We start from the raw sequence: 22178 nt of genomic DNA on the forward strand, positions 1-22178 counted from the left end.
GCTTACCGGTTCTTGGCGAGCGAGCCGAGCGCGGCGCGCAATGCGGCCGAAGTGCCGGCGGCGGGTTGATCGGCGAGTACGGCATCGACCGCCGGTTCCGCCTGTTTGGCGGGAAAGCCGAGTCCGATCAGGGCCTCGACCACCTGCTCGCGCACCGGCGTGAGCACCGGTGTGGGCGTAGTACCCGGCGGACCCGCCTGCACCGGAACCAGATTCACCTTATCCCGCAACTCGACCACCATGCGCTCGGCGCCGCGCTTACCGACGCCGGGCACCCGGGTCAGCGCCGCGACATTGCTCTCCGCAAGCGCCTTGCGCAGCGCCTCGGGCTCGAGCACCGCGAGCACCGCCATGGCCAGCCGCGGACCGACGCCGGAGACGGTCTGCAGAAGACCGAACAGGTCACGGGATTCGGTATCGGCGAATCCGTACAGCGTCATCGAGTCCTCGCGCACGATCATCGCGGTGAACAGCCGGGATTCCTCGCCGCGGGTCAGCGTCGACAGTGTCGCCGGGGTGACATTGAGCCGGTAGCCGACGCCCGCCGCCTCGAGCACCACATGATCGAGCGCGATTTCGAGCACCTCACCGCGTACCGACGCGATCACGGGCGCACCACCTTCCGTTGTTCGGCAAGCCGCTGGGTATACCGCCGCTGTACCTCGGCGGCCCGCGCCTCGGCCTCGGCCATCCGCGCCATCAGCGGCGCCCGCCAACAATGACAGATCGCCAGGGCCAGCGCATCGGCCGCATCCGCCGGTTTCGGCGCGACCTGCAGGCCGAGGATACGCGTCACCATCACGGTCACCTGAGCCTTGTCCGCGGTGCCATTGCCGGTGACGGCAGCCTTCACCTCGCTCGGGGTGTGAAAGGCGACGGGTATACCCCGCCGCGCCGCCGCCAGCGCGATCACTCCACCCGCCTGCGCGGTGCCCATCGCGGTGCGCACATTGTGCTGCGCGAACACCCGCTCGATCGCGACCGCATCGGGTTTGTGCGTATCCATCCAGTGTTCGGCGATATCGGCGACGCCCATCAGCCGGTGTGCGAGATCCATATCCGCGGGGGTGCGCACCACGTCGACGTCGAGCGCCGTCACCTTCCGCCCCAGCCCGCCTTCGACGATGCTGAGGCCGCACCGGGTGAGCCCCGGATCGACGCCCATCACCCGCACACGATCCCCTCTCGAAGACACGAACAACTGTTCGAGAGTCTAGTGGACCGCGCGGGCACCGTTCGCCAACGACACGGCGCCCGTCCGGGATTCGACGTCGGGACCCGATTCAGTCGAATGAGTGATAGCAGCTCACGTACGCGTACGACCCGGAATCGGAATCTTCGACGACCACCTTGCCGTCGCGCAGGATCCGGCAGCTCACCGTGCCGCCGCCGGACCCGCTGACGGTGGCCGACACCCGGCCCGAACGGACGAATCCGGTGAGGGTCACGGCCTTGGTCCAGGGCAGTGGCGCGTCGTTGGCATTGGAGCTGTCGAAATCGCCACTGGTGAAGGTGATATCGGCGGTGCCGGTGCCGGAGACCTCATAGGTCACCGCGACTTCCTTCTTCGACTCCTTGTCGATCCGATAGGCGATGGATCCGAACACCGCGACACACCCACCGACGGTCAGCACGATCGCCAGGAAGACACCGCCCAATACCCAGGGCCACACCGGCTTTCCCTTGGGTGGCTGCGGCGGATAGCCCGGGTAGCCCGGATACCCCTGCCCGGGATAACCCGGATACTGCGGCGGTGGTTGGTAGGTCACGTGCACCCCTCCTGAATCCTGCACAACCGGCGATAGGACCTTACCGGACAAGGTCGTTCGGAGTCCGCTTCAGCTCTGCCTCTGAATCGCCCCCGGAGCCTGCTGCGTTTCAGCAACGCGCACCGGTTCGGCACCGAACCACAGTTTTGCTGGAGCCGATTCACAGGGTTTCTCGAGGAATGGTCTCGACAATGCCGTAGGTGCCCGTAGTCCGTGCCCCGCTCGCCGCGCCCGCGACCCCCGTGACGCCGCCACCGCCGCCACGGCTGCCGTCGGCGAATCTGAATCCGAGCTACCAATACGGCTCCCATCACGGGATTTCGCTGCTGCACGGCTGGTTACCGTTGACCGTCGAACTGATCGCGGTGGCCCTGCTGATCCTCGCGATCGGCTGGCGAACCCGGCGCTGGCGGCTGGTGCTGCTGCCGGTGTGTGCGGCGTTCGGTGCCGCGGGTTCGGTGGCCGCGTGGGCGTATGTAAACGATCAGGGGTTGGCCTCGGATCCGGCGCCGATCGAGTTGTGGGCCTGTGCCGGGGCAGCGGTCGCGGCCATCGCCGTCGCCGCGCTCGGCTGGCGCAGCGCGCGCTGGTGGCGGCGCGGCGTCTCGGTGCTCGCCATACCCCTGGCACTGTTGAGCACCGGCATCGTGCTCAATCAGTGGGTCGGCTACTACCCCACCGTGCAGTCGGCGTGGAATGCGCTCACCGCGGGCCCGCTGCCGAACCAGACCGATATCGACGCCCTGCCCGCACTGCGCAATACGAACGTCACCACCGGCAAGATCGTGCCGGTGCGAATTCCCGACGCGGGCAGCGGATTTCCGCATCGCACTGAATACGTGTACCTGCCACCGGCCTGGTTCGCCGGTCCGACGCCGCCCACCCTGCCGGTCGTCATGATGATCGGTGGTGAGTTCAACACCCCCGCGGACTGGATGCGCAGCGGCCAGATCATGCCCGAAGTGGACAAGTTCACCGCCGCCAACGGCGGCCGCGCCCCCATTCTGGTCTTCGTCGATTCCAGTGGCAGCTTCAATAACGACACCGAATGCGTGAACGGTCCGCGCGGCGACGCCGCCGACCATCTGACCCGAGATGTGCCCGGCTACCTCGAATCCCGCTTCGGCGCGTCGGCGGATCCGGCGAACTGGGCCGTGGTTGGCTGGTCGATGGGCGGCACCTGCGCGGTCGATCTGGCCGTCATGCACCCCGAGCTGGTGCGCACCTTCGTCGATATCGCGGGTGATCTGGGCCCGACCTCGGGCACCAAAGAGCAGACGATCAAACGCCTTTTCGGCGGTGACGCCGACCGCTGGGCCGCCTTCGACCCGATCACCGTCATGGGCAAACACGGCCCGTACACCGATATGGCCGGTCTGTTCGACGATCTCACCCCACCCAAATCCGGTCCGGGATCCCGTGGTGGACGCCAGTCAGCGGCGGTCGACGACGACACCGTCGGCTTCGGCGGCCACGACGGTGTTGTCGACACCGGCGAGGTCGGCGCGGCCGAAAAGCTGTGTGCCGCAGGACATGAGGTCGGCATCGACTGCACCATCCACACCACCCAGGGCGGCCACACCTGGCAGTTCGCCGCGGCCGCCTTCACCTCGTCGTTTCCCTGGATAGTCGCCCGAGTCGGACTCCCGGTGCCGGACGCGACCTGAAACCGATTGCGCGACCGATGAATTGAGCCGGGGGTCAGCCCCGCGACTGCGCTGGCGGCTCCGACTCGGCACGAAAGGTCCGACGATAGGCCAGCGGTGCGACGCCGATCGAATCGTGTAGGTGCTGGCGCAGCGAACTGCCGGTGGCGAAGCCGACCTCGCCCGCGATGCGATCCACCGTCAGGTCGGTCGATTCGAGGAGCTGGCGGGCACGGAAGACGCGCTGCTGGATGAGCCAGCGGCCGGGGCTCATGCCGACCTCGTCTCGGAAGCGGCGGGCAAAGGTGCGCTTGCTCATTCGGGCCCGCACCGCGAGTTCGTCCATGGTCAAGGGCAATTGGAGGTTCTCGAGGGCCCAGTGCCTGGCGGCGGCGGTGCCCGCCGAAGTCGACGGCGGCACCGGCTGTTCGATGTACTGAGCCTGGCCGCCGTCGCGCCACGGCGGCACGACACAGCGCCGTGCGACCGTATTGGCGACCGCACTGCCGTGATCGCGGCGCACCAGATGCAGGCACAGATCGATACCGGCCGCCGCGCCCGCGGAGGTGAGCACGTCATCGTCATCGACGTACAGGACATCGGTATCGAGGCGAACCCGGGGGAAGCTCCGCCGGAACTGGTCGGCCACATTCCAATGCGTCGTCGCGGGCCGGCCGTCGAGCAGTCCGGCCGCGGCCGTCACGAATGCCCCCGTGCAGATCGAGACGATCCGTGCGCCCGGCCGGATCCGCGCGAACGCCTCCGCCAGCGGCGCCGGCAGCGTGCCGCCGAGCGTCATCTCGATATCGCAGGCCGGAATGACCACGGTGTCGGCAGCTGCCAGCGCCCGGCTGTCGTGCTGGACGGCGATGGCGAAATCGGATCGGCTCGGCACGGGCGCGCCGTCGACCGAGCAGGTGCTCACCTCGTAGCGGTCCGCGGCGGTGCCGAATACCCGGCTCGGAATGCCGAGTTCGAAGGGATACACCCCGTCCAGCGCGAGCACGACCACTCGATGCCGCTGCGCATCCGAAGGTCCGACCATGGCGCGATCATATCGAATATTGGCAATCGTGCCATTTCCCCGAGTCGCCGCCCTCGGCAAGCTGAGGGACATGAACGACACCACCATGCGCGCGATCAGTCAGGATGTGATCGGCGGCCCCGAGGTCCTGACCGAGGTCGAACTGCCGATTCCGACGCCCGGTCCCGGCGAGATCCTGGTCCGGGTGCGGGCCGCTGGGCTCAATCCGACCGACTGGCGCCATCGCGGCGTCGCGGGACTGTTCCTCGACGAGCCGCCATTCGTCCTGGGCTGGGATGTATCGGGTGAAGTGGTGCGGACCGGTATCGGGGTCACCCTGTTCCACCCGGGCGACGAGGTCTTCGGCATGCTCCCCTACCCCAACGGCCATGGCGCGTTCGCCGAATACGCCGTCGGTCCCGCCCGCGCCTTCGCGTCGAAGCCATCGAACCTGGACCACATTCAGACCGCCGCGGTCCCGCTGGCCGCCCTCACCGCTTGGCAGGCCCTCGTCGACACCGCGAAACTCCAAGCCGGACAGCGCATTCTGATCCACGCCGCCGCCGGTGGTGTCGGACACTTCGCAGTCCAGATCGCCAAGGCCCGCGGCGCTCAGGTGATCGGCACCGCGAGCGCAGCCAACCACGCATTTCTGCGCGAGCTCGGCGCCGACGAGACGATCGATTACCGCACAACCGATTTCGCCGATGCGGTACGCGATGTCGATGTGGTACTCGATTCCATCGATGACGAGAACAGCGTGCGGTCGCTGCGCACACTCCGCCCCGGCGGTCTACTCGTCTCGCTGCGCGCATTCGGTACGGCCGAATTGACGGCCGAGGCACAGCGATCCGGAGTCCGGGCGGTGCGCATGCTGGTAGAGCACGACCATGCAGGGATGACCGCACTCGCTCGACTCGTCGAATCCGGGGCACTGCGTCCCACCATCGCCGGAGTCTTCCCGCTCGCGGAGGCCGCGAAGGCGCACGCACAGGGCGAAACCGGCCGCACCGTAGGCAAATTGGTCCTCACGGTGCCGTGATCCGGCCTGGTCAGCGCTTCTTCGCGGCGCGGATCAGAATGTCGGCGCCCCACCAGGTCAAACGCCCGGCAATCGCCACGTATAGGAAGATCGCGAAGTACACCAGGCTCGCACCGTAGTCGTCGGCCCAGCCGGGCATCCGGTTCATCGTCGCGCAGGCGGCGATAAGCAGGATCAGTCCCGTCGCGACCGCGAGCGGGGCGAGGGTGACATTCAGGTCGGTCGAATGGCCGGGACGCTCGTCGGCAAGGGATCGACTCATAGGTTGGTCTCTTTCCGGGCAGGACAAGTTCTCGGTGTTCCGGAGCCTGATCGGGTCGCCGCGACGGTTGTCGCGGTACTCGAATCCGATATCAGGAATTGAGCCGAAATCGTTACGGTGCTGACATCGTCGGCTGCGATTACGCGGGTTGCACGGCCGTGTTTGTGGCGGGCATCACATAGGAGATCTACCATCCGAAGGATGAGCAATGTTGTGAAGGCTGTCCTCGAAGGTGGGCCGAAAGACTTGCCAGCGCGCATCGTTCCGATCACACCGCCCGGCGTCGAGCTCAAAGTCGAATTCCGCGGCGGATACGAGCACTTCAAGGTGACCAACCGCGAGGCAGATACGCCCGAAGGGCGGCTGCCGGTATACGAGTGGTCCGACCGCACCAGAATCGCGGAATAAGTTCCAGCAGCGCCGCGCAGTTCTCCGCGCTCGACGTCCGCGCACCCGACGCACCGTCCGGTTCGCTCCGTTCAACAGGACGGACCGACCCGTGGACGCACTCGGGGCGGTCCGCAGCTGTGCGAACCGCCCCGGAGTTACCCGATGGGGTCGACTCAGTCCTCTTCGAGCTGAGCGCCGACCTCGTCGGGGATGTCGACATTGGTGTAGACGTTCTGCACATCGTCGCTGTCCTCGAGCGCGTCGACCAGCTTGAACACCTTGCGTGCGCCATCGAGATCGACCGCGACCGATACCGACGGCTGGAAGCCGGATTCGGCGGAGTCGTAATCGATTCCGGCGTCCTGCAGCGCCTTGCGCACCGGGATCAGATCGGACGGATCGCTGATGATCTCGAAGGATTCCCCGAGGTCATTGACCTCCTCGGCACCCGCGTCGAGCACCGCCATCAGCACGTCGTCCTCGGAGAGGCCGTTCTTGTCCAGGGTGACGATGCCCTTGCGGTGGAACAGGTAGGAGACCGAGCCCGGGTCGGCCATATTGCCGCCATTGCGGGTCATCGCGACGCGCACCTCGCCCGCGGCGCGGTTGCGGTTATCGGTGAGGCATTCGATCAGCACGGCGACACCATTGGGGCCGTAGCCCTCGTACATGATGGTCTGCCAGTCGGCGCCGCCCGCCTCTTCGCCGCCGCCGCGCTTGCGGGCACGCTCGATGTTGTCGTTCGGAACCGACGACTTCTTCGCCTTCTGGATGGCGTCGTACAGCGTCGGATTGCCCGCCGGGTCACTGCCACCAGTGCGGGCCGCCACCTCGATGTTCTTGATCAACTTGGCGAAGAGCTTGCCGCGCTTCGCGTCGATCCCCGCCTTCTTGTGTTTGGTGGTGGCCCATTTGGAGTGGCCGCTCATTCCCTACTTCCTCCAGTCGACAGCACGTCTGATCGTGCGCACGGTACCCGCACCGGCCGGGTAGACAACTCTCTCAGCCTACTCGTCCGGTCGCGACGACTTTCCGAGGGCGACTACTGGGCGTCGCGGACCAGATCGACGAACATCTTGTGCACCCGCAGATCGCCGGTGACTTCCGGATGGAACGACGTCGCGACCACCCTGCCCTGCCGCACCGCGACGATGCGCCCGGCAAACGGGCCGCTCGGGACGGTGGCCAATACCTCGACCCCCGCGCCGGCCCGCTCCACCCACGGCGCCCTGATGAAGACCGCGCGCATCGGACCGCCGTTCAGGCCCGCGAATTCCAGATCGGTCTCGAACGAATCGACCTGGCGGCCGAAAGCATTGCGGCGCACCGTCATATCGATACCGGACAGATGTTTCGCATCGGGGCGGGTGTCGAGCACCTCGGAGGCGAGCAGGATCATCCCGGCGCAAGATCCGAAGGCGGGCATCCCCTCCCGCAGCCGCGCACGCAGCGGTTCGAGGAGTTCGAAGACCTCGAGCAGTTTGCTGATGGCGGTCGATTCGCCGCCGGGCAGCACCAGCGCGTCCACCGCGGCCAGCTCCGACGCACGCCGCACCAGCACCGGTTCGGCGCCGCATTCCGCCAGCGCCGCGACATGTTCGCGCACATCGCCTTGCAGCGCCAGCACGCCGATGGTGGGCCGGGTGGGAATCTGCTGCGCGCCGGGAACAGGCGAGGCGACCGATACGTTCACGCCACGAGCTTACGAGGCGGGGGTGCTGTGGTCCTGCTCACGGTGACCGTCAACGTTGCATCAAGAGCGGGTTCATCGGGCGGAAATCGGTCGACACTCACAGATGTGATTGCCGTGTTGCCACGCAAGGCGCCCGAGCCCCGTGGAGAAGCGAATAGAGTCTCGCCGCACCGGGGGCTGACGGTGTCGACCGGCCTGGCCGGACTGTCCCTCGATGCCATGGCATCGGTCTCCTACGGACCGGAAGCCATCGTGCTGGTACTGGCCACGGCCGGTGGCGCCGGACTCGGTATGACCTTGCCGGTCACCCTCGCGATCGCCGCATTGCTGGCCGTACTGGTCGCCTCCTATCGGCAGGTGATCGCGGCCTTCCCCGACGGCGGCGGCGCATACGCGGTGGCCAAGCGGCATCTGGGCCGCCGCACCAGCCTGGTCGCCGCGGCCTCGCTGATCGTCGACTACATCCTCAATGTCGCGGTCTCGATCGCCGCGGGGGTGGCCGCACTGACCTCGGCATTCCCTGCGCTGCACGGGTATACGGTGTGGATCTGCCTGGCCATCCTGATCGGGGTCACCGCACTGAATCTGCTCGGCATCCGAGAAAGCGCGCGCGCCTTCATGATTCCGACCATCGTGTTCGTCGCGGGCATCTTCGCCGTCATTATCGGCGGGCTGGTGCGTTCGGAACCGGCCAGCGTCACCACCGGAGCCGCGGCCGTCAGCGATCTCCACACCGTTGGCGTGCTCTTGCTGCTCAAGGCATTCTCCAGCGGCTGCGCGGCGCTCACCGGCGTCGAAGCGATCGCGAACGCGGTGCCCAGCTTCGCCGAACCGAAGATCAAACGCGCACAGCGGGCGGAGGTGGCGCTCGGCGCGCTGCTCGGCGTCATGCTGATCGGGCTGGCGGTGCTCATCAAGAAGTTCTCCTTGCAGCCGATCGACGGCACGACGGTGCTCTCCCAGCTGACCGAGGCCGCCCTCGGCCACGGGATCGGCTACTACGTTGTGCAATTCGCGACCGTCGTACTGCTCGCGCTGGCCGCCAACACGTCATACGGCGGACTGCCGACGCTCACCCGGATCCTGGCCGACGACAACTGCCTGCCGCACCGATTCGCGGTCAGTTCACCGCGGCAGGTGTACCGCTACGGTGTCCTGGCCCTCGGCGTCACCTCGGCCGTGCTGTTGATCGCAGCGCGCGGAGATATGAATGCGCTCGTCCCGCTATTCGCGATCGGCGTCTTCGTCGGGTTCACCATCGCCCAGACCGGTATGGTCCGGCACTGGTGGCAGGACCGCAGCGAGGGCTGGCGCTGGCGGATCGCACTCAACGGTTTCGGTGCGGTGCTCACCTTCGTCGCCGCGATCGTCACCACCGCCATGAAATTCACCGAAGGCGCCTGGTTGATCGTGCTGGTGCTGCCCGCGCTGGTGCTCGGTATGGAACGCGTGCGTGGGGCCTACACCAAGATCGGCGGCTGCCGCGGCAACGGCACTATTCCGGACCAGCCGCGGGCCACCGGTACGGCGATCGTGGTACCGATCTCCGAGGTCTCGGAATTGAGCCGCGAGGCGCTCTCGGCTGCTATGTCCATCGGCAAAGACGTGGTCGCCGTCCATGTCTGCCTGCCCGGTGAATCGGTGCGGGCGTTCGCCAAGGCATGGGAGGCCTGGCATCCCGAGGTCAGGCTGGTGCTGCTCGAGGACAGCGACGCGACCGTCGGCGGACCCGTCGCGCGGTACGTCCGCGAGAACTTCCCAGGACGGCGCAAGGTCGTCGTCATCGCCGAGATCGATCCGCCGACCGGCTGGGACCGCGTGCTGCCCAGCCACCGCAGCGATGAACTCGAACGCGAACTCCGCCGAATGACCGACACCGTGGTCTGCCACCTACGCGTCCAGGTGGGATGAGCCCCATGCGGGCTCACGGGTAGTTCGCGGTGGTGCGTGGCGGCCACCCGCGCACCACCGCGGACCCGCGGTCACCGAGATCTATGGGTCACCGGGTGATCTTCGCCCCTGTTGCGGCTCAGTCCTCGCGCAACGTGCGGATCAAACCCTCTTGCACGACCGCCGCGACCAACTCGCCCTGCCGGTTGAAGATCTTGCCGCCGGTCAGTGCACGGCCGAAACCCGCGGACGGGGAAGACTGGTCGTAGAGCAGCCAGTCATCGGCGCGGAACGGGCGCAGGAACCACATGGCGTGGTCGAGGGAGGCGTTCTGGGTCGGCTCATCGGGGTGGATGACCTTGGAGGAGCCGAGCAGGGTCATATCGCTCATATAGGCGAGGGTGCAGACGTGCACCACCGGGTCGTCGGGCAGCGGATGCCGGTAGCGGAACCACACCTGCTGCTGGGAGACGACACCGTCGCGGCGGGCCACGACATCCTGGGGCACGGTGCGAATATCCCAGTGTTCCCACTCGCGCATCGCCCACAGCCGTTCCGGACTCATTGTGGTGCTGGCATCCGGCAGCCCGTCCGGCGCCTGGACCTGCGGCATCACATCCTGATGTTCGGGACCCGCGTCACCGATGTGGAAGGAGGCCGACATGGTGAAGATCGCGGCGCCGTCCTGTACGCCGGTCACCCGCCGGGTACAGAAGGACCGGCCGTCACGGATCCGCTCCACCAGATAGACGGTCCGCTCTTCCGGATTGCCCGGACGCAGGAAGTACCCGTGCAGCGAATGCACCTGGAACCGCGGCTCCACCGTCCGTACCGCCGCTACCAGCGCCTGACCGGCAACCTGGCCGCCGAATGTGCGCGGGAGCTGGGTCTTGGTGGACGCACCACGGAAGATATCCCGCTCTAGCCGCTCTATCTCCAGCGCCTCTTCGATTGTCGCCATGCGGCTGACCCTAACCGGCGCGCCGACGCGGGCTCCGCTCGGCTGGCCCGTGATCGATCGGCAACGGCCGCAACCGCCGCCCAGAATGGGGTGCGCTGGCAGGTTTTGATGGGATGGGCCGGTGCCACATTTCGATCCGATCAGCCATGCCGGACTTGTCGAACTCCTGACCGACCGCATCCGCGAGATCAGCGGGCGCGCGGTGGTCGCGATCGACGGTGCCGACGCCGCCGAACCGCTGGCGATCGCGGACCGCATCGCGACCGCCCTTCGCGCTACCGGACGTGCCGCCGAGGTGGTCTCGCTGCACGACTACATCCGACCGGCCTCGCTCCGGATGGAATTCGGGCGCACCGACGAAATGTCTTATCGTGCAGCCTGGTTCGACTATGCGGCGCTCGATCGCGAGGTCATTCGCGCGCTCCGCGAGGACGCGCGCTGGCTTCCGGCACTGTGGGACGAAGACCGCGACCGCTCCGCCCGCTCCCCCGTCCGCAGCGCGGCGCCCGACACCGTCCTGCTGATTGCGGGTCCCATGCTTTTCGGCCGGGGGCTGAGCTTCGATCTGGCGGTGCGACTCGATATGTCCGAGGCCGCCCTGCGCCGCCGCACCGCGCCGGAGGCGCACTGGACCATTCCCGCCATTCTGCGCCACGATCGGGACAATCCCTATGCCCCAACCTTTTTCATTCGTTGGGAACATCCCGATAGGCCCGCGCTGCGGATCGATGACGACGCCCGGAAATAGACGGCTTCCGACTCGAACGACTCCCCTCCTTGCAATGTTTTTGACGTGCGGTTCCCCTCCGGGACTTTCGACCAAGGTTTTTCATGCTTAAATGCGCATATCTAAGTAGGCAGATGATTTATTGCCTCGTCGGCAACAGACTCACCCAAACCTTCCGTCTCGTACCGCCCGCTGCCAATCGTCGGACATGCCGAACTCGTCATCGGGTTACCGCAGGCTGCGTCGAAACCAATCCTGTTCCCGCCGAACACAATTCGAGCGGCACCACTCCCCCACCGCCGAGCCTCGACCGGTCGCGCTACAAACACCTCGGGTGGCGAGCGCCGCATGCGCCCGCCACCCGAGATGAACCGTGCCCGGCCGAACCCACCGCTGGTCCGGCCGCAGCGAACTAACCGCAGGCCGGCGACTGCTGACCCAGGTTGGTCAGCATGGTGCAGGCCCAGGACTTCTCGATCTTCCACTTGCCGTTCTCGGCGACGAAGGGCACGTCGACCATGTTCTCCTGACCATTGACGACGAACTTCGCCTTGGCGGTCACGCTGTCACCGAAGGAGGTGACATCGGTGACCGTTATCTGCGCATTGGCGTTCTTCGCCGCCTCCGCCAAGCGGTTCGGCAGATCCGGATCGGCCTCTGCGCCCTGCACCGATTCCAATTTCTCGGAACTGGGCACCGACGGATCGAAGGCGCGGGCGAGTGCGGCATTCAACTCCGCCACCGTCGGCTTGGGGGGCAGGTTCGGGTTGGCCACCGCCGACGTGCTGGTCTTGGACGCCTTGGTCGGGGTCGTCTTCGAGTCGTCGCTGCCACACGCCGACAAGCTGAGTGCGGCCACGGCGGCCAGACCCGCGATAGCGATACGCCCGGACTTATGAAGCTTCAATTGAATCTCCTTTGTCATTCGGACAGGTCCGTGACCCCGCCGGTGCCGCGCGAACTGCCCGCGCGGTCACCGACCGAATCCCGAAATTAGCCATCAACTCTGTGGCGGGAATAAGACAACTGTGTGGGATGCGCAACAGCTTCTGCCCGCCCCGCGTTCAACCATACGATCGACGGCAACCAGATCATGCCGATACCGGCGAGATCGCCGTACGCGACCGCACCCAGGCCGTAATCTATGCCTCTGATCGTGGACCGATCTGAGCCCATACACGAGCGGCAAAGCGCCGCAGAGACGAATAACGCCCGCGGCAACGGATCGTGGAATCCCTTGCCGCGGGCGTCGATTCAGTTCAGCGCTAGCGCCGGATCACCAACCGCGCTCGGCCAGTCGGTGGTCGACCGGCAGCTCCTCGACATTGATGCCGACCATCGCCTCGCCCAGACCGCGCGAGACCTTCGCCAGCACATCCGGGTCGTCGTAGAAGGTGGTGGCCTTGACGATGGCGGCGGCGCGCTCGGCCGGGTTGCCGGACTTGAAGATGCCCGAGCCGACGAATACGCCCTCGGCGCCGAGCTGCATCATCATCGCGGCGTCGGCGGGGGTGGCGATGCCACCCGCGGTGAACAGCACGACCGGCAGCTTGCCGGTCTGCGCGACCTCGCGCACCAGCTCGTACGGCGCCTGCAGTTCCTTCGCGGCGACGAACAGCTCGTCCTCGGGCAGCGACGACAGCCTGCGGATCTCGGCGCGGATCTTGCGCATGTGGGTGGTGGCGTTGGAGACGTCGCCGGTGCCCGCCTCGCCCTTCGAGCGGATCATGGCCGCACCCTCGGTGATCCGGCGCAGCGCCTCACCCAGGTTGGTGGCGCCGCAGACGAACGGCACGGTGAAGTTCCACTTGTCGATGTGGTTGGCGTAGTCGGCGGGGGTCAGCACCTCGGACTCGTCGATGTAGTCGACACCGAGGCTCTGCAGAATCTGGGCCTCCACGAAGTGGCCGATGCGGGCCTTGGCCATGACCGGGATGGAGACGGCGGAGATGATGCCGTCGATCATGTCCGGATCGCTCATCCGGGAGACGCCGCCCTGTGCGCGAATATCGGCCGGAACACGCTCCAGCGCCATCACCGCGACCGCGCCGGCGTCCTCGGCGATCTTGGCCTGCTCGGGGGTGACGACATCCATGATCACCCCGCCCTTGAGCATCTCGGCCATCCCGCGCTTCACGCGGGCGGTGCCGATGGTGTTGGTGGTCTCGGGCGTGGTCACGGCAAACTCCTGAGTCATGTGCGCCAATCGGGTCGCTTGGAACTAACGACAACGATTCTAGGCAAGCCGATCAGGCCACTTGATAGCCAGTTGCGCAGCACTGGCCTTGCCCCGACCAGCGGGTCTGCACACCGCCCGCAGCCACTGGACCGATCGGGCGGTGCTCGGAAGGGACATCTGCGGCCCGAACACGGAGCCGCCGCAAATCGGATCCGCCGGGTCGACGCACAGTTCGGCCGCCCCGACGGTCACCGGATTTTCGTGCTAGAGCGGGCCGATCACCAGCAGCTGTGCCCAGTACTCCGCGGCAGCGGGACCGAGCAACGGCAACAGGAAATCGAACAACAGGTAGGACATGTACTGCATACCTCCACGCACCAACGGACATCTCACTGCAGTGGAATCACCACCGGATTCCGAGCAGCACTTTCCCGTAAGCACTACCCAGGCGGCATCAATCCAGTCGCGACGCTATCACGATCGTGAAACACATCACAGGTGAAAGATGCGGTCGCGCAGGTGGATCGCCACCGCCCTCAGCGGATGGAGCGGACCTCGGGATCGGAGTCACCGGATGCGGCCGCCGCGGCCTCGGGGAGCAGTTGGTCCAGGTGGTAGGGGTAGACGGTTTCACCGGTGTGGTCCAGCCCGACGATATCGGCACCGGTGCACCACTTATTGGCGGTGATGCTGCGGCGCTCGACGGCGGTCATATTGCCCGGCTTCGGATCGTAGGCCGATACTCGCAGCGCGAAGAACAGTTCCTCGGCGCGGATGAGTTCGCCGTCGAAGGGGAATACCGCGACCCGTCGCCAGATCGGCCCGCGCAGATTCGCCGGATCGGCGGTGTATCCGGTCTCCTCCCACAGTTCCCGCACCGCGGCGCTGCGCAGGGTCTCCCCCGGTTCGACGCCGCCGCCGATGGTGAACCAGAAGGAGACGTCGGGGGTCTTGGGATCGTTGCCGCGCATCAGCAGCACCCGGTCCTGTTCGTCGAGCAGCACCACGCGTGCGGAGGTGCGGACGGTGTCGACAGCCAGACCCGTCGCGGCAGCCGGAGTGGCGCGCTCACTGATCTCGAAGTAGGTCGGCAGCGGCGCGGTACCGCCGAGGTGCAGGATGCGCACCGGACGACGGGTGCGCAGGGCGAGGGTGTCACGAACGGCATCATTGTGAAAGCGACGCGCGATCAAGACGCGGGCCTCGGCGTCGGCCAGTTCGGCCACCTGCTGCGGACGCAACTGGGCGATATCGACCGCCGAAAGCGCCGCGGAGAGTTGGTTTTCCACGGTCTCACGATCGGCGCGTCCCGCCCGCTCCGCGCGATCCGCGAGCGCGGCAAGGCGCTTCGACTGCTCGGACAGCGCCGACTCAGCGGTCGGCCCCGCGATCGCTACGGCGATCGACCTGGCCACCACAGCGCGCCGGGCCAGCGCCGAGTCCAATGCCTGCCATGACTGGTCCGAGCGCACGTGCAGCCGGTCGAGCCGGTTGGCGGTCGAGGCCGCCCATAAACCGATCGCGATGATCACCGCCGCGATCAGCGCGAGAACGAGAACCGTCGTCGCGGAGAAAGTAATCATCTCGGAGCCCTTACCCTGAGGTCATTTGCCGCAAGCGGCGGTAGTCATCCGGCGGCCCGGACCCGCGTGTCGCCGATGGTTACCGTCTCGTACACCCGCAGGATCTGTTCGGCGACCACCGGCCAGTCGTATTCGCCGACCACCTGATCGGCGGTGCGGACCAGGGCCTCACGGCGAACGTCATCGGTGAGCAGAGTGTCGATCGCATTGGCGAGACGTTCCGAATTGCCCACCGGTACAAGCATTCCCGCGGTGCCGTCGCGCAGCACCCGACGGAAGGCGTCCAATTCGCTCGCCACCACGGCGGTTCCGGCGGCCATCGCCTCGATGAGGATGATGCCGAAGCTCTCACCGCCGAGATTGGGCGCGACGTAGACATCCGCGCTGCGCATGGCCGAGGCCTTGTCCTCGTCGGAAACCTGGCCGAGGAAGCGCAGATGCCCGGCGAGCGGCCCGGCCTCGCGGCGCAGCCGGTCCTCGTCACCACGGCCGACGATCAGGATCTCGATATCCGGATGCTTGCGCACCAATGTGGGCAGCGCGCCGAGCAGCACGTCCATGCCCTTGCGCGGTTCGTCGTAGCGGCCGAGGAACAGTACGGTTCCGCCCGCTCGTGGATAGCCGGGCAGCATCGGGGCCCGGGCGAAGGCGGGCACATCGACGCCATTGGGAATCTCCACCGCATCCGAGCCCAAGGCCTCCACCTGCCAGCGCCGCGCCAGTTCGGAGACGGCGATGCGGCCGCTGATCTTCTCGTGGTAGGGCCGCAGTACACCCTGAAAGGTACTGAGCACCAGTGATTTGGTGGTCGAGGTGTGGAAGGTGGCCACGATCGGCCCCTCGGCGATCTTCAGCGCGAGCATGGATAGGCTCGGCGCGTTCGGTTCGTGGATATGCAGAACGTCGAAGTCGTTGCCATCGATCCAGCGACGAATCCTGGTGTAGGCCATGGGGCCGAAAGACAGCCGGGCAACCGAACCGTTGTACGGAATCGCCACCGCGCGACCGGCCGACACCACGAAATCCGGCAGCGGCGTGTCCTCCGACGCGGGCGCGAGCACGCTCACCTTGTGGCCGCGCTCGATGAACACCCGCGCCAATTCCACGACATGGGCCTGCACCCCGCCGGGGACATCGAATGAATAGGGGCAGACCATGCCGATTTTCATGGTGTCGTCTCCCCTGTGGCGCTATCGATCCCGGCCTGCGCCGCGGCGATCCTGGCGCGCCGCTGCGCCGAAAGGTCCTGCTCCCATTGTGGCTGCAACATATGCCAATCGGCGGGATGCTCGGCGATATTGGCCGCGAACCGGTCGGCCAATGCCTGGGTGGCCGCAGCGACACCGCCCGAAACATCCAGCGGCGCTTCGGTCTTCATCCCCCAGCCCTCACGGCCGTCGGCATCGACGGTGAACCAGACGTGCGCCGGGATCAGCGCGGCACCGGTCTCGATGGCCAGCTTCGCCGCGCCAGCGGGCAGCCAGGTGCGCTCGCCGTACATGGTCACCGGAACGCCCTTTCCGGTCAGGTCCCGCTCCCCCATCAGGCAGATGGCCTTGTTCTCGCGCAGGCGCGCGGCGAGTGCGGCGAACGGTGGCTGCTCACCGCCGGTCAGCGGGAACACCTCGAAACCCAGGCTCTCCCGATAGGCGACGAACCGCTCGAACAGCGACTCCGGCCGCAGCCGTTCCGCGACGGTGGCGAAGGTGCCGTTGTGGTTGACCAACCAGACCCCGGCCGCATCCCAGTTCCCGGAGTGCGGTAGCGCCAAGACCACACCGCGGCCCTGCGCGAGTGCGGCATCCAGATTCTCCACGCCCTCGAGGGGTGAACTGGTCAGTGCCGAGTGATCCATCGTCGGGAGCCGGAATGCCTCGCGCCAATAGCGGGCGTAGGAGCGCATGCTCGCGCGAATGAGGTCGTCGGGCACCTCGGCCGGAGTCACGCGCAGCACGCGGGCGAGATTGCGCCGCAACTGGTTCGGTGCACCACCGGCACGGAATGCGCGATTCGCCTTGTTCGCGGCTCGGTTGCCACCCCAGTCGAATGCCCGCCTGGCCGTCGATTCGGGCAGGGTACGCACGACGCGCCAACCCGCCGCATAGGCCCAGTCGGTCATTCGGGCGGTGATCCGAGATCCGAGGCTGCCGTGCGCATCCGGGCGCTCGCCGAGTCGATGACCGGGCTCGCCAAAGGACCGCGGGGACTCCCCCGGCGAATCGACCTGGGAACTCACGAGGGCAACTCCGTCGCGTCCGCGGGGTTCTGCGGTTGTGCGGGCGGGATCACATCCCGCGCGCCCGGCGAGTTCCGGACCGCCAGCACCCGCTGGAATACCGTGACGATGCTGAGCACCGCCAGAATCCACATCGCCACATGCACGGCCCAGGTCAGCCAGCCGATCCCCCAATAGCCGCCGATACCGGTGAGTCCGGCGCCGACCAATACGATGATCAGCCGATCCGGCCGCTCGATCAGCCCACCGTCCGCGGAGAGTCCACTCGCCTCGGCACGCGCCTTCGCATACGAAATCACCTGGGAGGTAACCAGAACCACCAGGGTCGCGAAGAACAGCGGCTTACTGTTCTCGTGATACACCGCCCACCAGGCCAGCCCGGCGAAGATCGCGCCGTCGGCAACCCGATCGCAGGTGGCATCCAGTACCGCTCCATATTTCGTGCCGCCGCCGCGCGCTCTGGCCATCGCGCCGTCGAGCATGTCGAACATGACGAACAGCCAGATCACCATGGTTCCCCAGAACAGATGTCCGGTCGGGAACAGGGTGACCGCGGCCGTGATCGAGGCGACGGTGCCGATCACCGTCACCGCATCCGGGGTAAGTCCGGTACGGACAAGCGCTCTGCCCAGCGGCGCAGTCGCTTTGGAGAACGTCTCGCGGCCGAAGAAGCTGAGCACCCTACTCGACTTCCTTCCACGCCGCCGAGAGCAGCGCCCGAGTTTCCCGCAGCAACTGCGGCATCACCTTCACCCCGCCGACGACGGTAATGAAATTGGCGTCCCCACCCCAGCGCGGCACGATGTGCTGATGCAGATGGTCGGCGAGTGAACCACCAGCCACCGCACCGAGATTCAGGCCGACATTGAATCCGTGCGGCCGCGATACCCGCTTCATCACCCGGATCGCCTGCTGGGTGAAGGCCATCAGCTCGGCGCTTTCCTCCAGCGTGAGGTCCTCGAGGTTGGCCACTTTGCGGTAGGGCACCACCATCATGTGCCCAGGGTTGTACGGATAGAGATTGAGCACGGCGTAGACGTGCTCGCCGCGCGCGATGACCAGACCGTCCTCATCCGACATCTTCGGGATATCGGTGAATGGATGGCCCGTCGCATCTTTCGGACTGGCGGCCTCGGCGATATAGGACATCCGGTACGGAGTCCACAACCGCTGCAACCGATCCGGCTGACCGGCCCCGGTATCCACGATGCTCCCCTGCTCGTCCGAGTCCGCGTTCACCTCCGCGAACCCGGGCGCGGTCCACTCACTCATGCGCCGCCCTTCACCACAAAACCCTCGGCGGTCGGCGAAGCGTTCTCCCGGTTCGCGATCCATTCGACAATGGTGGCCACTGCCGCCTCGACCGGCACACCGTTGACCTGGGTACCGTCGCGGAAGCGGAAGCTGACCGCACCCGCGTTCACATCGCGCTCACCGGCGAGCAGCATGAACGGGATCTTCTGGGCGGTGTTGTTGAAGATCTTCTTCTGCATCCGGTCGTCGCTGCGGTCCACCTGTGCCCGGATACCCGCGTCCCGCAGCTGTGTGATCACCGAATCCAGATGCGGCGCAAAGGCTTCCGCGACCGGAATGCCGACAACCTGAACCGGCGAGAGCCAGGCGGGGAAGGCACCGGCGTAGTGCTCGGTGAGCACACCGAAGAAGCGTTCGATCGAACCGAACAACGCGCGGTGGATCATGACCGGCCGCTGCTTGGTGCCGTCGGAGGCGGTGTATTCCAGGTTGAAGCGCTCGGGCAGGTTGAAGTCGAGCTGGATGGTCGACATCTGCCAGGTGCGGCCCAGCGCGTCCTTGGTCTGCACGGAGATCTTCGGGCCGTAGAACGCGGCGCCGCCCGGATCCGGCACCAGCTCGAGGCCGGAGGCCTCGGCCACCTCGGCGAGGGTTGCGGTGGCCTCGTCCCAGGTCTCCTCCGAGCCGACGAACTTCTTCGGGTCCTTGGTGGACAGCTCGAGGTAGAAGTCGTCGAGGCCGTAGTCCGCGAGCAGGCCGAGCACGAACTGCAGTGTGCTGGTCAGCTCGGCGTGCATCTGCTCCTTGGTGCAGTAGATGTGCGCGTCGTCCTGGGTCATGCCGCGCACCCGGGTCAGGCCGTGCACCACGCCGGACTTCTCGTAGCGGTAGACCGAGCCGAATTCGAACATCCGCAGCGGCAGCTCCCGGTACGACCGGCCGCGGGACCGGAAGATCAGGTTGTGCATCGGGCAGTTCATCGGCTTGACGTAGTAGTCCTGGCCGGGCTTGCGGACGGTGCCGTCCTCATTGAGTTCGGCGTCCAGGTGCATGGCCGGGAACATGCCGTCCCGGTACCAATCGAGGTGACCCGAGACCTCGAACAGGTGGCCCTTGGTGATGTGCGGGGTGTTGACGAACTCGTAGCCCGCGTCCACATGGCGACGGCGCGAGTACTCTTCGAGCTCCTTGCGGATGATGCCGCCCTTGGGGTGGAACACCGGCAGACCGGAGCCGAGTTCGTCGGGGAAGCTGAACAGGTCCAGTTCCAGGCCGAGCTTGCGGTGGTCGCGGCGCTCTGCCTCCTCGAGCAGGTGCAGATGCTCTTCGAGGGCCTCCTGCGACTCCCAGGCGGTGCCGTAGATGCGCTGCAGATCCTCGCGGTTCTGGTCACCGCGCCAGTAGGCCGCGGAGCTGCGGGTGAGCTTGAACGCGGGAATGAACTTGGTGGTCGGAATGTGCGGGCCGCGGCACAGATCGCCCCAGACCTTCACACCGGTGCGCGGATCCAGGTTGTCGTAGATGGTCAGCTCTTTGCCGCCGACCTCCATGACCTCCGGATCGTCGATGCCCGACTTATCGCTGATCAGCTCAAGTTTGAACGGCTCCTTGGCCAGTTCGACGCGCGCGTCCTCGACCTCGACCACGCGGCGTGAAAAGCGCTGCGCGCCTTTGACGATCTTCTTCATCCGGGATTCCAGCTTGGCCAGATCCTCGGGCGTGAACGGCTGGTCCACCTGGAAGTCGTAGTAGAAGCCGTCCTTGATGGGCGGGCCGATGCCGAGCTTGGCCTCCGGAAACTCCTGCTGTACGGCCTGGGCCAGCACATGCGCGGCCGAATGCCGGATCACGCTGCGGCCGTCCTCGGTATTCGCGGCGACTGCCTCGACCTCGACATCGGTCTCCGGGGTCCAGGACAAATCCTTCAGTCCCTCGGCATCGCGCACGACGACGATGGTGTCGGGCCCCTTGGTCGGCAGCCCCGCCTCGCGCACCGCGGCACCCGCCGTCGTCCCTGCGGGCACCCGGACGAGGGCGACAGGGCTGATAGGTGCTGAGGTGGTCACGGCGAGAGACTCCTTGGCGTTCCTGGCGGGCGGGTTCCCGCGCTGGTGCGGGCCGGTTGCCCACGGGTCATCGTCGGAGGCGAATTTGCTCCGGCGCGACCATGCTATCGGCACCCGAGCGGCGCCGCGTCGATGGACCGGGCTCGCCGCGTCGCGAATCGGCCGGTCCGGATCCGCGAGACCTGAACGTGACATTCGCCGACGGGTTCGATGCGGCACTCCGCCATCCGTACGCGAAGCGGAGGGGCAGCGCGATCAGCTCTCGGCGGCGAGCTCGGTGAGCAGCGCCGTGCGTTCGGCAGCGGGCCTTTTCGGGCAGCTGGTGCACATCTCGCAGCCGGGCACCTCGAAGACCAGACAGCAGGAGATGCGGCGCACGAAGCTGCGCCCGCCGATCTCGACGAACCGTGGCACCGGCAGCTTGCCCCCCACCTCACTGGCAAGCTGGGTCCCCGCGTCCGGATTCCCCGCATCGAGTGCGCGATTGCCGATCGCGTCGGCGGCAATCGCCCACAGCGACGGCACCCCCGCGCCGGATACCGCCGCGACCGGCCCGATCACCGCGGCCAGGGTCTCCCGCAGCGCATTCGCACACGTACGGTTCAGGGTGGCAGCGTCCGCCGCGCACTGCCGCCCGGCAACCACGGCCGGTGGTGAGCCGTGTGGCACGTCCGTGGAATCCGGTTCAGCCGGCTCGGCCTCGAATTCAGCGGCGGGCAGGATGTGCACTCGCTCTATGCCGCCATCGGGACGGACTTCACAGTCCAACCGGTCCAATACCGGCTCCGGTGCGCCCGTCCCGGTCGCGTATGCGCGTGCGAGCTGTTCGACCAGGGCGGAAGCCACCATGCACCACCACAGCGTGCCCGAGACGCGCGGTTCGGTGGTGCCCCATGAGCGGCCCATTTCCGCGATCCGCGCGGACAGCCACTCCGGCTCGGTCAGATTCCGCCCGGGAACCGAACTCACCACGTGAGGGGACTGTGCAACCACTGCGATTCGACTCCGATCCAGCCGCCGAGCAATACGAATGTTCCCAAGACCCATAGTGTCGCGATGACCAGCGCGCAGGTGGCGACGGCCGCGAACACCCGCATGGCCGGGCCCCGTGCGGAGTACCACGCCATACCCAGCCGGTACTTGTCGCGCAGCCAGCCGAGTGCCCGGCGGGCCCAGGCGAATTCGGTGGCGAGAATGCCAAGTCCGGCGAATACGATCGCCCAGCCGGGGCCGGGGTAGGGAATTGCGACGATTCCGATGACCAGCACCGCGATGCCGACCACCGCGACCCCGATCCGGTAGGCGAGGTTCAGCGTAGGTCGCCCGGCCAGTCGGGCACGGAAGGCGCGCCATCCGGTGTGCTCGGTCGATCCGGATTCCAGCTCGATACTCATCGCCACCAGCGTACGAGCGGGCCGACGGAACCTGCGCCCGGTACGGCGCGCGACGCGGGCAG

At 66.8% G+C, this 22178-nt stretch carries 23 protein-coding genes; 5 read left to right on the plus strand and 18 right to left on the minus strand.

What is annotated here, in order from left to right:
- Positions 1 to 2: 2 nt before the first annotated feature.
- The 3 genes from ruvA to ABZ293_RS07570 form a co-directional block, all read right to left on the minus strand.
- Positions 3 to 608, minus strand: a complete 606-nt coding sequence (gene ruvA / locus ABZ293_RS07560) for a Holliday junction branch migration protein RuvA (RefSeq protein ID WP_355178267.1) — start codon at positions 606 to 608, stop codon at positions 3 to 5.
- On the minus strand, positions 605 to 1174 hold the full coding sequence (gene ruvC / locus ABZ293_RS07565) for a crossover junction endodeoxyribonuclease RuvC (protein ID WP_355178540.1): 570 nt from the start codon (positions 1172 to 1174) through the stop codon (positions 605 to 607). Before ruvC ends, ruvA begins: the two co-directional genes overlap by 4 nt.
- Positions 1175 to 1283: 109 nt before the next feature.
- The gene (locus tag ABZ293_RS07570) at positions 1284 to 1769 is read right to left on the minus strand and encodes an MmpS family transport accessory protein (protein WP_355178269.1); all 486 of its coding nucleotides are present in this window, start codon (positions 1767 to 1769) and stop codon (positions 1284 to 1286) included.
- Between the two features lie 200 nt (positions 1770 to 1969).
- On the opposite strand from ABZ293_RS07570, the gene ABZ293_RS07575 reads away from it, so the two are divergent.
- The gene (locus ABZ293_RS07575; protein ID WP_355178271.1) at positions 1970 to 3436 is read left to right on the plus strand and encodes an alpha/beta hydrolase-fold protein; all 1467 of its coding nucleotides are present in this window, start codon (positions 1970 to 1972) and stop codon (positions 3434 to 3436) included.
- Between the two features lie 34 nt (positions 3437 to 3470).
- On the opposite strand, the gene ABZ293_RS07580 is transcribed toward ABZ293_RS07575, so the two are convergent.
- On the minus strand, positions 3471 to 4460 hold the full coding sequence (locus tag ABZ293_RS07580) for a helix-turn-helix domain-containing protein (protein WP_355178273.1): 990 nt from the start codon (positions 4458 to 4460) through the stop codon (positions 3471 to 3473).
- Positions 4461 to 4530: 70 nt separating this feature from the next.
- Between ABZ293_RS07580 and ABZ293_RS07585 the strand changes: the two genes are divergently transcribed.
- Complete coding sequence (locus ABZ293_RS07585; RefSeq protein WP_355178275.1) at positions 4531 to 5481, plus strand: NADP-dependent oxidoreductase; 951 nt, start codon at positions 4531 to 4533, stop codon at positions 5479 to 5481.
- Positions 5482 to 5491: 10 nt separating this feature from the next.
- Here ABZ293_RS07585 and ABZ293_RS07590 read toward each other — a convergent pair whose 3' ends face one another.
- The gene (locus ABZ293_RS07590) at positions 5492 to 5743 is read right to left on the minus strand and encodes a hypothetical protein (RefSeq protein WP_354950691.1); all 252 of its coding nucleotides are present in this window, start codon (positions 5741 to 5743) and stop codon (positions 5492 to 5494) included.
- Between the two features lie 201 nt (positions 5744 to 5944).
- Here ABZ293_RS07590 and ABZ293_RS07595 point away from each other — a divergent pair, with 201 nt between their 5' ends.
- The gene (locus tag ABZ293_RS07595) at positions 5945 to 6151 is read left to right on the plus strand and encodes a DUF5988 family protein (protein WP_354950689.1); all 207 of its coding nucleotides are present in this window, start codon (positions 5945 to 5947) and stop codon (positions 6149 to 6151) included.
- A 155-nt stretch (positions 6152 to 6306) separates the two neighbouring features.
- On the opposite strand, the gene ABZ293_RS07600 is transcribed toward ABZ293_RS07595, so the two are convergent.
- Positions 6307 to 7062 carry a YebC/PmpR family DNA-binding transcriptional regulator gene (locus ABZ293_RS07600; RefSeq protein WP_355178277.1) on the minus strand — a complete coding sequence of 252 codons (756 nt, stop codon included), beginning with the start codon at positions 7060 to 7062 and terminating at the stop codon, positions 6307 to 6309.
- Between the two features lie 113 nt (positions 7063 to 7175).
- Entirely contained in the window at positions 7176 to 7826 is a 651-nt protein-coding gene (pdxT, locus tag ABZ293_RS07605) for a pyridoxal 5'-phosphate synthase glutaminase subunit PdxT (RefSeq protein ID WP_355178279.1), read from the minus strand.
- 219 nt (positions 7827 to 8045) lie between these two features.
- Between pdxT and ABZ293_RS07610 the strand changes: the two genes are divergently transcribed.
- Positions 8046 to 9737 carry an APC family permease gene (locus tag ABZ293_RS07610; protein WP_355178542.1) on the plus strand — a complete coding sequence of 564 codons (1692 nt, stop codon included), beginning with the start codon at positions 8046 to 8048 and terminating at the stop codon, positions 9735 to 9737.
- A gap of 118 nt (positions 9738 to 9855) precedes the next feature.
- Here ABZ293_RS07610 and ABZ293_RS07615 read toward each other — a convergent pair whose 3' ends face one another.
- Complete coding sequence (locus tag ABZ293_RS07615) at positions 9856 to 10677, minus strand: acyl-CoA thioesterase II (protein ID WP_354950685.1); 822 nt, start codon at positions 10675 to 10677, stop codon at positions 9856 to 9858.
- Positions 10678 to 10798: 121 nt separating this feature from the next.
- Between ABZ293_RS07615 and ABZ293_RS07620 the strand changes: the two genes are divergently transcribed.
- Complete coding sequence (locus ABZ293_RS07620) at positions 10799 to 11425, plus strand: hypothetical protein (protein ID WP_355178281.1); 627 nt, start codon at positions 10799 to 10801, stop codon at positions 11423 to 11425.
- A gap of 391 nt (positions 11426 to 11816) precedes the next feature.
- Here the strand turns inward: ABZ293_RS07620 and ABZ293_RS07625 are convergent, their stop codons facing one another.
- The 10 genes from ABZ293_RS07625 to ABZ293_RS07670 form a co-directional block, all read right to left on the minus strand.
- A complete protein-coding gene (locus ABZ293_RS07625; protein ID WP_355178283.1) occupies positions 11817 to 12311 on the minus strand; it encodes a hypothetical protein in 495 nt (164 codons plus the stop codon).
- Between the two features lie 369 nt (positions 12312 to 12680).
- On the minus strand, positions 12681 to 13583 hold the full coding sequence (gene pdxS, locus ABZ293_RS07630) for a pyridoxal 5'-phosphate synthase lyase subunit PdxS (RefSeq protein WP_355178285.1): 903 nt from the start codon (positions 13581 to 13583) through the stop codon (positions 12681 to 12683).
- A gap of 536 nt (positions 13584 to 14119) precedes the next feature.
- The gene (locus tag ABZ293_RS07635) at positions 14120 to 15163 is read right to left on the minus strand and encodes an NUDIX domain-containing protein (RefSeq protein WP_355178544.1); all 1044 of its coding nucleotides are present in this window, start codon (positions 15161 to 15163) and stop codon (positions 14120 to 14122) included.
- A 47-nt stretch (positions 15164 to 15210) separates the two neighbouring features.
- A complete protein-coding gene (locus tag ABZ293_RS07640) occupies positions 15211 to 16335 on the minus strand; it encodes a glycosyltransferase family 4 protein (protein ID WP_355178287.1) in 1125 nt (374 codons plus the stop codon).
- Complete coding sequence (locus ABZ293_RS07645; protein ID WP_355178546.1) at positions 16332 to 17297, minus strand: phosphatidylinositol mannoside acyltransferase; 966 nt, start codon at positions 17295 to 17297, stop codon at positions 16332 to 16334. Before ABZ293_RS07645 ends, ABZ293_RS07640 begins: the two co-directional genes overlap by 4 nt.
- A 101-nt stretch (positions 17298 to 17398) precedes the next feature.
- Positions 17399 to 18082: a phosphatidylinositol phosphate synthase gene (pgsA, locus tag ABZ293_RS07650; protein ID WP_354950674.1), complete on the minus strand. Its 684-nt coding sequence runs from the start codon at positions 18080 to 18082 to the stop codon at positions 17399 to 17401.
- 1 nt (position 18083) lies between these two features.
- Complete coding sequence (locus tag ABZ293_RS07655) at positions 18084 to 18674, minus strand: HIT domain-containing protein (protein WP_354950673.1); 591 nt, start codon at positions 18672 to 18674, stop codon at positions 18084 to 18086.
- Positions 18671 to 20722 carry a threonine--tRNA ligase gene (gene thrS / locus ABZ293_RS07660; RefSeq protein WP_355178289.1) on the minus strand — a complete coding sequence of 684 codons (2052 nt, stop codon included), beginning with the start codon at positions 20720 to 20722 and terminating at the stop codon, positions 18671 to 18673. The genes ABZ293_RS07655 and thrS overlap by 4 nt, the downstream gene beginning before the upstream one ends.
- Positions 20723 to 20977: 255 nt before the next feature.
- Entirely contained in the window at positions 20978 to 21691 is a 714-nt protein-coding gene (locus ABZ293_RS07665) for a (2Fe-2S)-binding protein (protein ID WP_355178291.1), read from the minus strand.
- Positions 21688 to 22116, minus strand: a complete 429-nt coding sequence (locus ABZ293_RS07670; protein ID WP_355178293.1) for a TIGR02611 family protein — start codon at positions 22114 to 22116, stop codon at positions 21688 to 21690. Before ABZ293_RS07670 ends, ABZ293_RS07665 begins: the two co-directional genes overlap by 4 nt.
- Between the last annotated feature and the right edge of the window lie 62 nt (positions 22117 to 22178).

It is taken from the genome of Nocardia sp. NPDC005998 (assembly GCF_040614395.1).
GTDB lineage: Bacteria > Actinomycetota > Actinomycetes > Mycobacteriales > Mycobacteriaceae > Nocardia.

What these genes read in the sequence shown, in the direction of transcription:
- ABZ293_RS07580 (WP_355178273.1), bottom strand. Translation starts at nt 4,460, where the DNA reads ATGGTCGGACCTTCGGATGCGCAGCGGCATCGAGTGGTCGTGCTCGCG.
- ABZ293_RS07610 (WP_355178542.1), top strand. Translation starts at nt 8,046, where the DNA reads ATGGCATCGGTCTCCTACGGACCGGAAGCCATCGTGCTGGTACTGGCC.
- ABZ293_RS07590 (WP_354950691.1), bottom strand. Translation starts at nt 5,743, where the DNA reads ATGAGTCGATCCCTTGCCGACGAGCGTCCCGGCCATTCGACCGACCTG.
- ABZ293_RS07640 (WP_355178287.1), bottom strand. Translation starts at nt 16,335, where the DNA reads ATGAAAATCGGCATGGTCTGCCCCTATTCATTCGATGTCCCCGGCGGG.
- ABZ293_RS07600 (WP_355178277.1), bottom strand. Translation starts at nt 7,062, where the DNA reads ATGAGCGGCCACTCCAAATGGGCCACCACCAAACACAAGAAGGCGGGG.
- ABZ293_RS07595 (WP_354950689.1), top strand. Translation starts at nt 5,945, where the DNA reads ATGAGCAATGTTGTGAAGGCTGTCCTCGAAGGTGGGCCGAAAGACTTG.
- ABZ293_RS07615 (WP_354950685.1), bottom strand. Translation starts at nt 10,677, where the DNA reads ATGGCGACAATCGAAGAGGCGCTGGAGATAGAGCGGCTAGAGCGGGAT.
- ABZ293_RS07585 (WP_355178275.1), top strand. Translation starts at nt 4,531, where the DNA reads ATGAACGACACCACCATGCGCGCGATCAGTCAGGATGTGATCGGCGGC.
- ABZ293_RS07670 (WP_355178293.1), bottom strand. Translation starts at nt 22,116, where the DNA reads ATGAGTATCGAGCTGGAATCCGGATCGACCGAGCACACCGGATGGCGC.
- ABZ293_RS07655 (WP_354950673.1), bottom strand. Translation starts at nt 18,674, where the DNA reads ATGAGTGAGTGGACCGCGCCCGGGTTCGCGGAGGTGAACGCGGACTCG.